Genomic DNA, 12,873 nt, shown 5'->3' with positions numbered 1-12,873 from the left:
GATCCTGCCGCAGCCTCCGCCGACCGGCGCGGGGGGTCGTCGTACGCGGGAGTAGGTTGCTGACCGTGCCCGCCCGCCCGCTCGAGGAGCTCGTCCACCCGACCTGGCTGCCGGCCCTCGAGCCGGTCCGCGAGCGCGTCGCGGCGATGGGCGCGTTCCTGCGCGAGGAGGTCGCGTCGGGCCGCGGCTACCTGCCCGCCGGCGAGCACGTCCTGCGCGCGTTCGAGCAGCCCTTCGACGAGGTCCGGGTGCTCGTCGTCGGCCAGGACCCCTACCCGACGCCGGGGCACCCCGTGGGGCTGAGCTTCTCCGTCGCCCCCGACGTGCGACCGCTGCCGGCGAGCCTGCGCAACATCGTCGCCGAGCTCGGGACCGACCTGGGGCTGGCCGCGCCGTCCTCCGGCGACCTCACGCCGTGGACGCGCCAGGGCGTCCTGCTGCTCAACCGCGTCCTCACCGTCACCCCCGGGAAGCCGGCCAGCCACCAGGCCAAGGGGTGGGAGGAGGTCACCGAGCAGGCCATCACCGCCCTCGCCGCCCGCGGCGGCCCGCTCGTCGCGATCCTCTGGGGGCGCCAGGCCCGCACCCTCGCCCCGCTGCTCGGGGACGTCCCCCTCGTCGAGAGCGCTCACCCCTCACCCCTGTCGGCCCGCTCGGGCTTCTTCGGCTCGCGGCCCTTCAGCCGCACGAACGCGTTGCTGGAGGAGCAGGGCGGCCGGCCCGTCGACTGGAGCCTCACGTGAGCCCCCACCCGCACGACCCCCGCACCACCCGGCTGACCGAGCCGCGGCCGTGGACCCGCTACGTCGCGATCGGCGACTCGTTCACCGAGGGCATGTCCGACCCGGACCCGGAGCACGAGGACCGCTTCATCGGCTGGGCCGACCGGCTCGCGCAGCGGCTGGCGGTCGAGGCGGCCGCGCACGACCAGGACCTCGGCTACGCCAACCTCGCCGTCCGCGGCCGGCTGCTCGCCGACGTCGTCGGCCCGCAGCTCGACGCCGCGCTGGCGCTGGAGCCGGACCTGGTGAGCATCGTCGGTGGCGCGAACGACGTGCTGCGCCCGAAGGTCGACGTCGACGACCTCGCGGTCCGGCTCGAGGCGGCGGTGGCGCGGATCCGTGCGACCGGGGCGGACGTGCTCATGGCGACGCCGGCCGACCCGTACAAGGCGCCGGTGATCCGTGCGGTCCGCGGCCGCCTGGCGACGTACGTCGCCTGCATCTGGGGCATCGCGCAGCGGCAGGGGGCGTTCGTCCTCGACCAGTGGACCCAGCCGTTCCTGCGCGACTGGCAGGTGTGGGCCGACGACCGGATCCACATGCGCCCCGAGGGGCACCGACGGATCGCCGAGGCGGCCGCGTGGACGCTCGGGCTGGAGACCGACGAGGCCGACTGGCGCGGCCCGCTGCCGCCGGCCTCGCTCCCGCACGGGCGCGAGGCCGTCGAGGCCAACGTCCGGTGGGCGCGGGAGTACGTCGGCCCGTGGGTCCAGCGCCGGCTGCGCGGCACCTCGTCCGGCGACACGGTGAGCGCGAAGTACCCGACGGTCGTCCCGCTCACCCCGCCCTCGCGCGACTGAGCCGGACCCGAGCCGACCCCCGCGAATCGGATTCGGTCCGCTCGGCTCGGGTCGTGACGGGAGCCGAGTGACACGAACCCGCTTCGGCCGGGTCTCCTGACTCGGACTCGGTCCGCTCGGCTCGGGTCGTGAGCCGAGCCGAGCGCCACGAATCCGATTCGGGTCAGCCCGGGGTGACGGGCCGCAGCAGCGCGGCGGTCGCGTCGGCGCGGGCGTGCTCGGCCCACGCCAGCGGCGTCGTCCCGTACGTCGCGTCGCGGACCGTCGGGTCCGCGCCCGCCTCGAGCAGCGCGCGGACCAGCTCGACGTCGCCCACCCACGCGGCGTGGTGCAGCGCGGTACGGCCCTCGTACGGCGCGTCGAGGTCGCCGCCCGCCGCGGCGAGGGCCCGTACGGCGTCCGGCGTCCCCGCGCGGGCCACCGGCGGCAGCCCGCGGCGGGCCCGCCAGGGCGTGGGAGCGTCGGCCGTCGTGCCGTCGGAGAAGCCGTGCTCGGCCAGCAGCGCGAGCCGGTCGGTGAACCCGTGGTCCCGCGCCCAGTCGACCTGGCGGCGGACCATCTCGTCCGGGGTCTCCAGGGCCTCCCCCAGTCGCCGGTGCCACGCCCCGCCGGGGCCGTGCCCCAACCCGAGCGGCAGGAGCACCCGCAGGTGCTCGTCGTCGCGGGCGAACATCCGGTCGTAGAGCGTCTGCGCGTCGTTGGGGTCGGCGCCGTGGGCGACGAGGAGCCGTGCGAGGGCCGCGCCCTGCGGGTGCGCCGGCTGCCGTCCCGGCCCCTGCTCGCCGCCGCCGAAGCAGCCGGTGAGGACGGTGAACGGGGTCGGCGCCCCCTGCCACAGGTAGCCCGCCTCGGGGTCGGCGCCCGCGTCGAGCAGCAGGGCCGCCGTCGTGAGCGGGTCCCGTTGCGGCACACGGGAGTACGCGACGTGGAAGAGCATCGTCCAGCCGAAGGGTCCGCCCTGCGCACGCGCCAGCGCCGGCTCCCGGGCCAGGTGGGCGGCGACCGCGTCGGGGTCGGCGACGGTCGCGGCGACGTACGGGTCCCGTTGCGGCGCAGCAGGATCCGTGGCCAGCAGGTCGCGGGCGACGGCCCAGCGGTCCGGGCCGTCGGAGGCGTCGTACACCAGGCAGGCGTGGGCGAGCAGTCGTGCGACGGGATCCTCGCCGGGGTCGGTGCTCGTGTCGCGGCCGAGCCGCTCGGCGGTGCGCAGGTAGTCGCGCAGCCGCGGCCAGCTGGAGAAGCCGTGCCGACGGGCGACGGCGTACAGGGCGGTGGCGAGCGGCAGGGTCGCCGCGTCGACGGGCCGGCCGATGACGCGCTCGACGAGCGCGAGCGCCTCGGCGTCCCCGTCGCGGACGGCGCGCTGCAGGCGCCGGGCGTCGCGGCGGAACCGCTCGAGGTGCGGCCGGTGGGGCAGGGTGACGGCCACCGGGGCCTCCTTCCGTGAGCCCGCGGTCCGCTGCGCCGGGCCGGAAAGAGGGGTGCGTCCGGTCGGGTCCTGCTCCAGGGGGGGCTGAGCCCCTTCCCGCGGACCGGTGGCGACCTGGACGCCGCGTCCAGGCTAGGGCGGGGCGGCGCGCCGGGCAAGGGTCGGTCGGGGGCGGCCCAGGGTCGTTCCCGAGTGCGAGGGCCCGGCCCGCGCACCTACGCTCGGACCATCGGCCACACCGGGCCGCAGCGGGCCGTCGCCCGCCGAGCACAGGAGGAGCCGTCGATGGGCTTCATGGACAAGCTGAAGCAGAAGGCCGACGAGTACGACCTGCAGGGCAAGGCCGACAAGCTCGCCCAGCAGATCGAGAAGGGCACCCAGCAGGCCGTCGAGAAGGCCGGCGAGCTCGCCCACGAGAACCGCGACAAGATCGCCACCGGAATCGACAAGGCCGGCGCGACGTTCGACGAGCGCACCCAGGGCAAGTACTCCGACAAGGTCGCGAAGGCCAAGGACCTCGCCGCGAAGGGCGTGGACAAGGTCGCCGAGCAGCGGCCCGGGGTCGCCGAGGGCGGTGCCGCAGCGGCGGGGGCGGCCGAGGGCACGACGGCGTACGGCGTCTCGGACCCGACGCCGCAGGACGCCACCCCGCAGGACGCCGTGCACCCGCCGGCCTACGGCACGACGACCCCGACCGCGACGACCCCGACCGCGCCGACCACCGGCACGCCCGGGACGACGCCGACCCCGTCGGCCGGCGCCACCCCGCCGCCCGGTCCGGCCGACCCCGTCATCTGACGGGTCCGATCCCCCGGGGCGTCACGCCCCCGGCAACAGCGCCCGCAGCGCGCCGACCGTGTCGGCGTCCTGCGGGCGCTTGTCGTCGCGGTACCCCTTGACCCGGGCGAACCGCAGCGCGATCCCGCCCGGGTAGCGGCTCGACCGCTGCACCCCGTCGAGCGCGATCTCGACGACGGTGGTCGGCTCGACGTGGACGACGTGCGCCGTGCGCCGCGTCTCGATCGACTGGAAGTGCTCGGTCTGCCAGCGCAGCAGCTCGTCGGTCAGGCCCTTGAACGTCTTGCCGACCATGACGTAGCCGCCGGGCTCGCCGTACTCCCCCTGAGGGTCGAGCGCGCCGAGGTGGAGGTTGGACAGCCACCCCTGCCGCCGTCCCGACCCCCACTCGCAGGCGAGGACGACGAGGTCGTAGGTGTGCACCGGCTTGACCTTGACCCAGCTCTTGCCGCGGCGGCCGGCGGCGTACGGCGCGTCGACCCCCTTGACGACGATCCCCTCGTGCCCGGCGGCCAGAGCCTCACGCGAGACCCGTTCGGCGACAGCGGGATCCGCGGTCACCTCGCCGGGGATGCGGTGCTCGGCGGCGACCCGCTCGAGCTCGGCGAGCCGCGCCGACAGCGGCTCGTCGAGCAGGTCGCGGCCGTCGACGTGCAGGACGTCGAAGAACCACGGGCGCAGCAGCGTCTCGCGGGGGGCGTCGGCGCCGAAGCGGGACATCGTGTCCTGGAACGGCCGGGGCGCGCCGTCCTCGTCGAGCGAGAGCGTCTCGCCGTCGAGGATGACGTCGTCGACGGCGAGGGAGCGCACGACGTCGACGACCTCGGGGACGCGGTGGGTGATGTCGGCGAGGCTGCGTGTGTAGACGTGGACGTCGTCGCCGCGGCGGTGCACCTGGATCCGCGCACCGTCGAGCTTCCACTCGACCGACGCCTCGCCGGTCACCTCGAGCGCCGAGGCCGGGTCGGCGGCGGTGGAGGCGAGCATCGGCAGGACGGGCCGGCCGACCTGCAGGCCGACGGCGGCGACCGCGTCGGGCCCGTCGACGAGGGCGAGCCTGGCGGTCTCGCCGAGGTCGCCGGTGAGCATGGCGGCGCGCCGTACGGCGTCGCCCGGGGCGTCGGCCGCGCGGGCGACGGCGTCGAGCAGGACGCCCTCGAGGGCGCCGGTGCGCATCTCCCCGATGAGGACGCGACCGACGAAGTCCTGCTCGTCGGCCGTGGCCCGCGAGGTGAGGTCGCGTAGCGCGGTGCTGCGCAGGGCGGCCGAGCCGGAGCCGGCCGTCGTGAGCAGCCGGTCGAGCAGCGCGTCGAGGTCGGCGACGGTGAGCGTGGGGGCGTCGGCCGGCTCCCCCATCACCGACGACAGCTGGCGCCAGCCGACGCCGACACGGCCCTGGCGGGCGCGGCCGACGAGGAACCCCACCGCCGGCGCGATCTCGTCCGCGGGAAGCCGGCGCAGCAGGTCGGCGAGGGCCTCGACCTTGGTCAACCGGGACCGGGTCGCGGCGACCGTCGCGGCGGTGTCGACGAGCTCCTTCAGCAGCACCGCCCGATCCTCGCACCGCCCACCGACACCCGCTCCCGTCGTGGAGCGGCCCCAGACATTATCGGGTCGCCCGATAAACGTGACCTTCGCCGGAGAACCGTTCTCCGGCAGGGCCGGACAATATCGGGCGACCCGATAATGTCCGGGGCCGCGTCCGTCAGGCGGAGGCGAGGCGGGCGGCCCAGTCGGCGACGGCGGCGCGCACCCCGTCGGTCGCGGACTCGAGGCGGAACGTGGCGCCGCAGGTGCCGAGCGAGAACACGAGCCACGCGGGGTCGCGGGCGGCCATCTCGATCCGGCAGCGGGTCTCGTCGACGGCAACGACGCTGGCCCACCGCCCGAGCCGCTTCTCGACGTCGGCGGCCGGCGCGTCGACGACGGCGACCATCCGCTCGTCCTCGCGCTCCCACCGCGAGAGCCCCTGGCGCACGAAGGCCGCCGGGTCACCGCCCGGGACCGACCTCGGCCGGAACCGCGCCCGCGTCCCCGCCGGCTCCCGCAGCCGGTCGAGCCGGAACGAGCGCCAGTCCTGCCGCTCGAGGTCGTATGCGACGAGGTACCACCGCCGCCCGACCGTGACGAGGCGGTGCGGCTCGACGTGCCTGCCCCGGTCCTCGCCCGGCGCCGACCCGGCGGCCGCGGTGTAGCGGAACCGCAGCCGCTCCTCGTCGCGGGTCGCCTGCGCGACCGTCGCGAGCACGTCGGCGCGCACCTCGGGCGCCCGCGCGAAGGGCGAGTCGTCGGTCACCGCGCGCAGCGCCTCGGCCCGCCGACGCAGGCGCGGCGGCAGCACCTGCACGACCTTCGACAGCGCGCTCACCGACGCCTCGGCCAGCGGACCGGACGTCAGCTGCGCCGCGCCGTTGAGCGCGACGGCCATGGCGATCGCCTCGTCCTCCTCCACGGTGAGCGGCGGCATCGCCGCGCCCGCCCCGAGCTGGTACCCACCGGCCGACCCGCGCGCCGCGTCGACCGGGTACCCCAGCTCGCGCAGCCGCTCGACGTCGCGGCGCAGCGTCCGCTCGCTCACCTCGAGCCGCTCGGCCAGCTCCGGCCCGGGCCAGAAGCGGTGGGTCTGCAGCAGCGACAGCAGTCGCAGGGTGCGGGCGCTCGTCGTGGCCATGCCCCCAGACTCTGCCACCATCAGGCCAGGAACTGACCGGATGGGCTCCTAGCGTCGAGGTACCACCTCGACGAAGGAGCCCGACATGACCAGCCTCGCGTACGACGCCCCGCCCACCCCGGCCGCCGCCGCACCGGACCTGCCCACCGGCCGGGCCCGCACGCTCGCCCTCGTGGCCCTGCTGCTCGCCTCCGCGATGGAGCTGCTCGACGTCACCATCGTCAACGTCGCGCTGCCGAGCATCGAGCGCGGCCTCGGGGCGTCGGCGGTCCAGCTGCAGTGGATGGTCGCCGCCTACCCGTTGGCCTTCGCCGTCGCGCTCGTCACCGGCAGCCGGCTCGGCGACCGCTTCGGGCGCCGCCGCCTCTTCATCGTCGGCCTCGTCGCCTTCACGCTCATGTCCGCGGCGTGCGGACTCGCCCCCGGCGCGAGCGAGCTCGTCGTCTTCCGCGCCCTCCAGGGTCTCGGCGCCGCCGCGATGATCCCCCAGGTCCTCACGTGCATCCAGGTCCTCTACCCGCTGGCCGAGCGCGCGGCGGCCATGGGCGTCTTCACCGCGCTGGCCGGTGTGACCTCGGTCCTCGGCCCGGTCGTCGGCGCCGTCCTCACCACCGTCGACGTCGCCGGTCTCGGCTGGCGAAGCATCTTCCTCGTCAACGTCCCTGTCGGCGTCGTCGCCCTCCTCGCGGCCCTGCGCCTGGTCCCCGAGTCGCGGTCGGAGCGCCGTCCCGGCCTCACCCCGGTCGCCGTCCTCGCCCTCGCCGGCACCCTGCTCGCGATCCTCCTGCCGCTCACCGTCGGCCGCGAGCACGGCTGGCCCGTCGGCGGGTTCGTCGTCATGGCCGCCGGCCTCGTCGCCCTCGCGGCGCTCGTGCGCCGCCAGCTCCACCTCGCCGCCACCGGCCGCGAGCCGCTCGTCGCCCTCGGCCTCTACCGGGTCCGCAGCTTCGCCGCCGGCTCGCTGGTCCACGCCATGCTCTTCGTCGCGATGTCCGCAACCTTCCTCTGCCAGACCGTCTACCTCCAGGCCGGTCTCGGCTGGTCGGTCCTGCACGCCGGTCTCGCCGCGCTGCCCTACGCCGTGACGACGTCGCTCGCCGCCGGCCTCGGGATGGCCGTCCTCGTCCCGCGGATCGGGCCGCGCGTCCTCCAGCTCGGTGCCCTCGTCTGGGCCGTCGGCACCCTCGCGATGGTCGCGACGGTGCACCTCGCCGGGGCGGGCGCGTCGACGTGGGTCTTCGTCCCCGCCTTCGTCCTCAGCGGCGCCGGCTTCGGGCTGCTCGTCGCACCGGTCGGGATGTTCACCATCGCCGACGTCCCCGTCGCCGACGCCGGCTCGGCGTCGGGTCTGCTCGGGACGACCGGCCAGCTCGGCAGCGCCGTCGGCGCGGCCGTCGTCGGGACGCTGTTCTTCTCGGTCGCCGTCGCCCAGCGCGCCACGACGCCGTACGGCGCCCTCGCCCCCGCCTTCGAGGTCGTCCTCCTCGTCCTCGTCGGCCTGCTCGTCGTCGTCGCCGTCGCGGCCGGTCGGCTGCCCAGGACGGCGCCGACGGCCTGACGCGCCGTCGTGCCCGCCCCCGGGCGGGTCAGCGGCTCGCCGGCGGACCGCCGGCCATGCCGCCCCCGCTCGGGGTGGTCCGCGTGTCGACCGGGACGGCGAGCGACACGGCGAGGCCCGAGGTGACCGACCCGGTGACCGTGCCGAGCTCGTGGACCCCGCCGTCGTCGCCGAAGACGCCGTCGCTGTCGAGCGACACCCTCGCGAGGTTGGCCACGGACGCCTCGTACCCGGCGGTCGCGTACACCTGCTCGCAGGTCGCCTGCGGCAGCGCCACCTGCGACGTCGCGACCGCGTTGCCCGCGTCCGTGACGTCGGCGACGTCGGGGTACACCTCGACGTGGATGTGCGGCCACCGCCCGTCGTAGCAGGCCGGGAAGATGCTCGTGAAGCTCACCCGCCCGGCGCTGTCGGCGACCTGCACCCCGCGCAGGTGGTCCTGGTCCGTGACCCCGTCCGAGTAGAGCGAGTAGCGGCCCTCCCGGTCGGCGTGCCACACGTACACGGCCGCGCCGGCGTACGGCGCCCCGCCGTTCGCGAGGTCGGTCAGCATGAGGGTGAGCGTCATCGGCACCCCTTTGGCGGTGCCGTTCATCCCGGCGAAGCTCGAGCGGAGGTCGGACCGCACGACCCCGCTGCTCTCGAGGACGTCGGGGCCGTTCGACCCGTCCCCGGGGTAGGGGCCGGCCGTCTCGTCCGGGATCTCGGTCGTCACGTCGGCCGCGTCGCTCGCCGTCGTCCCGGTGGACGACGAGGACGACGAGGACGACGTGGAGGACGAGGAGGACGTCGTCGCGGTCGACGCGCTGCTCGCCGCCCCGCACGCGGCCAGCCCCAGCGTCACCCCGCCGAGACCGAGCGCCCGCAGCAGCCCACGTCGGCTCATCGTCGTCAGGTCGAACCCGAGCCCTTGGTCCTGCACCTCCTCGTCGGGCCGCGGCAGCACCCGTCCCTCTTAGCGGGGAGCGGGCGACGGGGTGGTGGGTCGGGGGGTGGGCTGCGCCATGGCGGTCTCCGGTCGTCGTACGGCGCGTCGGCCGCGAGGTGGGTGGGTGCTCCCACCGTCCGGGGGCCGCCCGTCGCGACCCTTCGACGCTCCTGGGCGGTGTCTGTGAGCGTCCGGGACGCGGACCGCCGCAGGGCCGGCACGCCCGCGTGGCAGGATCGCCCGCATGCAGGTGACCGCGCTGCGGGTGTACCCCGTGAAGTCCTTCGGCGGCCTCGAGGTCGACGCCGCCGACGTGGAGCCGCAGGGCCTGGCCGGCGACCGGCGGTGGTGCGTCGTCGACGAGGCGGGCACCGTCGTCACCGCCCGCGAGTGCCACGGGCTGCTGCGCCTCACCGCCGAGGTCGTTGACGAGGACACGATCCGGGTGACCGACCGGGCCGACGGCGCGAGCATCCTCGTCGACACCCCGCTCGGGCTCCCGCCGGTCCCCGTGTCCGTCTCGCGGATGCCCTTCGCCGCACCCGCCGACGCCGACGTGGGCGACTGGCTGACCGAGCGGGTCGGCCGCCGGCTGCGGCTGGTGTGGCAGGAGGACCCCTCGAGCCGCCCCGTCTCCGGCGCGCACGGGGGGCACCCCGGCGACGTCGTGTCGCTCGCGGACACCGGCCCGCTGCTGCTCGCCAGCGAGACCTCGATGGACCGGCTCAACGCGTGGGTCGCCGAGGGCGCGGACGTCCCCGACCCGGCCGACCTCGACCCCGAGGACCTCAGCGACACGAGCGCCGCGCCGACCCTCGAGCCGCTCGACATCCTGCGCTTCCGGCCCAACGTCGTCGTCGACGGCGACGAGCCCTTCGCCGAGGACGGCTGGCCGACCGTGCGCATCGGGGACGTCGACTTCCGCACGACCGAGCTGTGCGACCGGTGCGTCATGACGACCATCGACCCGGTCACCCTCGCCGGTGGCAAGGAGCCCATCCGCACCCTGGCCCGGCACCGCCGCTGGGACGGCCGGACCTGGTTCGGCACCCGCCTCCTCCCGCTGACCACCGGCACCCTGCACGTCGGCGACGCCGTCGTCCCCGGCCGCTGACACCCGCGTCCCGCGATACCACTTCCCGAGCACCTGGACGAAGGAGACCCACCGCACCATGGCGATGTTCGAGGACCAGCCGCAGCGACCGGCGGCGTACGAGCGCTTCGTCCACGAGGTGCCGTCGTGGTTCCGCGACGCCAAGCTCGGCATCTTCGTGCACTGGGGCGCCTACTCGGTGCCGGCCTGGGCCGAGCCGGTCGGCGAGCTCGGCACGCTCGACGACGAGTACTGGTTCGCCCACGTCCCCTACGCCGAGTGGTACGCCAACACGATCCGCATCGACGGCAGCCCGGCGCAGCAGCACCACCGCGAGGTGTGGGGCGGCCGCCCGTACGACGACTTCCTCGACCTCTGGCGGGCCGAGGACTTCGACCCCGACGAGCAGGCCGCCCTCTTCGCCCGGGCCGGCGCCCGCTACGTCGTCCCGACGACGAAGCACCACGACGGCATCACGCTGTGGGACGCGCCCGGCACCGACGGCCGCGACACCGTCGCCCGCGGCCCGCGACGCGACCTCGTCGGCGCCTACGCCGACGCCGCCCGCCGCCACGGGCTCCGGTTCGGCACCTACTACTCCGGCGGCCTCGACTGGCACGTGCGCGACCTCGGCCCGATCACCCGCGGCCTCGACGGCATCGCGCAGAAGCCGGTGGACGAGGAGTACACGGCGTACGCGAACGCCCATCTGCTCGACCTGGTCGAGCGCTACCGACCCGACCTGCTGTGGGGCGACATCGACTGGCCCGACGCCGGCAAGCCCGAGGGCCCGCTGTCCTTCACCCACGTCCTCGACGCCTTCTACGCGGCCAACCCCGAGGGCGTCGTCAACGACCGCTTCGGCCTGACCCACTGGGACTTCCGCACCAGCGAGTACCAGCAGGGCCGCTCGGCCGAGGCCGACGACGCCTGGGAGAACTGCCGCGGCATCGGCTTCTCCTTCGGCTACAACCAGGTCGAGGGCCCCGAGCACCACCTCGACGGCCCGGCCGCCGTCCGGCACCTGCTCGACGTCGTCTCCCGCGGCGGCAACCTCCTGCTCGACGTTGGCCCCGACGCCGCCGGCCGCATCCCCCCGCTGCAGCGCGCCTGCCTCGAGCAGCTCGGCGACTGGATGGAGCGGCACGGCGACGCCGTCCACGGCACCCGTCCGCTCGCCGCGGCGGTCGCCCGCCCGACCCACGACGGCGACGACCCCGGGGGCCCCTGGCTGCGCTGGACCGCGAGCGCCGACCACCGGACGGCGTACGGCGTCGTCGACGCGGGGCCCGGCGACGTGCGCCTCACCGCCGACCCCGACCGGGTCGACCCCGCCGGTGCCCGCCTGCTCGACGGCACCACCGACGGCACGCCGGTGCCGGCGGTCGCCGACGGCGACGGCGTCCGGGTCACCGTCCCCGCCCCCGCCGTCCCCGGCCCCCAGGTCGTCGCGCTGCCCGTGCGCTGACGCGCGCCCCCCTCGCGAAGGACCGGTCCGCGCACTAGGTTCGGCGCCATGGCCGACCGCTCCCGCCACCTCGTCGGACTCCTGCTCGGCGCCGAGGAGGACTGGCCCACCGCGTTCGAGGAGATCCTGCGCCGCGTGGGGCGCCTGACCGACGCGAGCGGTCGGGTGCACGAGGTCGAGGCGGAGCGGCTGACCATCGAGCCCTTCGAGCTGACCGACCCGGTCCGCCCGGGCCTGGTCATCGACCGGCTCGCGTACTGGTACTACCACCCGCGCGAGTGGCTGAAGAAGGCCGCGCTGATGGACGGGACCTACCTGCTCAACAGCCCGTTCACCTTCCAGTCGATGGAGAAGCACAGCGCCTACTGCGCGATGCTGCGGCTCGGGCTGAAGATCCCGCGCACCGTCCTCGTGCCCTACAAGAACCCCGTCGACAACGTCCGCTGGGCCTACACGTCGGCCAAGTACAACCGCCCCTTCGACCTCGACGCCATCGCCGACGAGCTCGGATACCCGCTCTACATGAAGCCGTTCGACGGCGGCGGCTGGCGCGGCGTCTCGCGGGTCGACGACCGCGCCGCGCTGCACCGTGCGTACGACGCCTCGGACGAGATGCTCATGCACCTCCAGGCGACGGTCGAGTACGACGTCTTCGCCCGCGCCCTGTCCATCGGCCCCGAGACGATGGTCATGGACTTCCGCCCCGACGAGCCGATGCACAACCGGTACGCCGTCTCGCACGACTTCCTCTCCCCGAAGGCGGGGGCCGAGTGCGCGCGGATCAGCCGCATCATCAACGCCTTCTTCGGCTGGGAGTTCAACTCCGCCGAGATGCTCGTCGCCGGCGACGAGATCTACCCGATCGACTACGCCAACGCCTGCCCCGACGTCGCCGTCACCTCGCTGCACTACTACTTCCCGTGGGCGATCACCGCGCTCGTGCGCTGGTCGACCTACTGCCTCGTCACCGGCCGCACCCAGTCGGTCGACCTGCGCACGCGCGCCTACTACGAGATCGCCGACGACGAGTCGCTCTCGTACGACGCCAAGCTCACCGCCTACTCGGCCCTCGCCGACGAGCACTTCGAGACCGACCGCTACCGGCAGTGGTGCGACGAGATGCTGCCCCACCTGCCCGAGCGGGTGCACGACTACGTCACCGGCCCCGCGTTCGACGCGATGCTGCGCCGCACGGTCGAGGCGACGTACCCCGCGCACGAGCAGGAGCGCTTCATGGCCCACTTCCGCGGCCTGGTCGGCCTGTGGGCCCAGGAGCAGACGCGGGCCTGACCCACCGGCGGCGGCGACCCCACCCGCCGAAGGTTCACCCGTTCGGCTGACGTCCA

At 75.2% G+C, this 12,873-nt stretch carries 11 protein-coding genes; 7 read left to right on the top strand and 4 right to left on the bottom strand.

What is annotated here, in order from left to right:
- The first annotated feature begins 65 nt into the window (after positions 1–65).
- Entirely contained in the window at positions 66–743 is a 678-nt protein-coding gene (locus FB458_RS10060; RefSeq protein ID WP_141848372.1) for a uracil-DNA glycosylase, read from the top strand.
- Complete coding sequence (locus tag FB458_RS10055; RefSeq protein WP_281286090.1) at positions 740–1,582, top strand: SGNH/GDSL hydrolase family protein; 843 nt, start codon at positions 740–742, stop codon at positions 1,580–1,582. Before FB458_RS10060 ends, FB458_RS10055 begins: the two co-directional genes overlap by 4 nt.
- A gap of 163 nt (positions 1,583–1,745) precedes the next feature.
- Here FB458_RS10055 and FB458_RS10050 read toward each other — a convergent pair whose 3' ends face one another.
- Positions 1,746–3,011 carry an ankyrin repeat domain-containing protein gene (locus tag FB458_RS10050; protein WP_141848371.1) on the bottom strand — a complete coding sequence of 422 codons (1,266 nt, stop codon included), beginning with the start codon at positions 3,009–3,011 and terminating at the stop codon, positions 1,746–1,748.
- A gap of 285 nt (positions 3,012–3,296) precedes the next feature.
- On the opposite strand from FB458_RS10050, the gene FB458_RS10045 reads away from it, so the two are divergent.
- On the top strand, positions 3,297–3,809 hold the full coding sequence (locus FB458_RS10045) for an antitoxin (protein ID WP_246061149.1): 513 nt from the start codon (positions 3,297–3,299) through the stop codon (positions 3,807–3,809).
- Positions 3,810–3,830: 21 nt separating this feature from the next.
- Here FB458_RS10045 and FB458_RS10040 read toward each other — a convergent pair whose 3' ends face one another.
- Both FB458_RS10040 and FB458_RS10035 read right to left on the bottom strand, forming a co-directional pair.
- Positions 3,831–5,357 (bottom strand): ATP-dependent DNA ligase, encoded by a 1,527-nt coding sequence (locus tag FB458_RS10040; RefSeq protein ID WP_141848370.1) that lies wholly within the window; start codon positions 5,355–5,357, stop codon positions 3,831–3,833.
- Positions 5,358–5,514: 157 nt separating this feature from the next.
- Positions 5,515–6,480, bottom strand: a complete 966-nt coding sequence (locus tag FB458_RS10035) for a helix-turn-helix transcriptional regulator (RefSeq protein WP_141848369.1) — start codon at positions 6,478–6,480, stop codon at positions 5,515–5,517.
- An 85-nt stretch (positions 6,481–6,565) separates the two neighbouring features.
- On the opposite strand from FB458_RS10035, the gene FB458_RS10030 reads away from it, so the two are divergent.
- Positions 6,566–8,038: an MFS transporter gene (locus FB458_RS10030; protein ID WP_141848368.1), complete on the top strand. Its 1,473-nt coding sequence runs from the start codon at positions 6,566–6,568 to the stop codon at positions 8,036–8,038.
- A 28-nt stretch (positions 8,039–8,066) separates the two neighbouring features.
- Here FB458_RS10030 and FB458_RS10025 read toward each other — a convergent pair whose 3' ends face one another.
- Positions 8,067–8,984, bottom strand: a complete 918-nt coding sequence (locus FB458_RS10025) for a dioxygenase family protein (protein WP_246061148.1) — start codon at positions 8,982–8,984, stop codon at positions 8,067–8,069.
- A 226-nt stretch (positions 8,985–9,210) separates the two neighbouring features.
- Between FB458_RS10025 and FB458_RS10020 the strand changes: the two genes are divergently transcribed.
- From FB458_RS10020 to FB458_RS10010, 3 genes are read left to right on the top strand one after another with little or no spacing between them, the layout of a single operon-like run.
- Positions 9,211–10,080: an MOSC domain-containing protein gene (locus FB458_RS10020; protein ID WP_141848367.1), complete on the top strand. Its 870-nt coding sequence runs from the start codon at positions 9,211–9,213 to the stop codon at positions 10,078–10,080.
- 58 nt (positions 10,081–10,138) lie between these two features.
- Positions 10,139–11,527 (top strand): alpha-L-fucosidase, encoded by a 1,389-nt coding sequence (locus tag FB458_RS10015; RefSeq protein WP_141848366.1) that lies wholly within the window; start codon positions 10,139–10,141, stop codon positions 11,525–11,527.
- A 48-nt stretch (positions 11,528–11,575) separates the two neighbouring features.
- Positions 11,576–12,817: an ATP-grasp domain-containing protein gene (locus tag FB458_RS10010; protein ID WP_141848365.1), complete on the top strand. Its 1,242-nt coding sequence runs from the start codon at positions 11,576–11,578 to the stop codon at positions 12,815–12,817.
- Positions 12,818–12,873: the final 56 nt, after the last annotated feature.

Origin of the sequence: Lapillicoccus jejuensis (assembly GCF_006715055.1) — a bacterium.
GTDB classification, from domain to species: domain Bacteria; phylum Actinomycetota; class Actinomycetes; order Actinomycetales; family Dermatophilaceae; genus Lapillicoccus; species Lapillicoccus jejuensis.
This window is presented reverse-complemented; position numbering and strand designations above follow the sequence as displayed.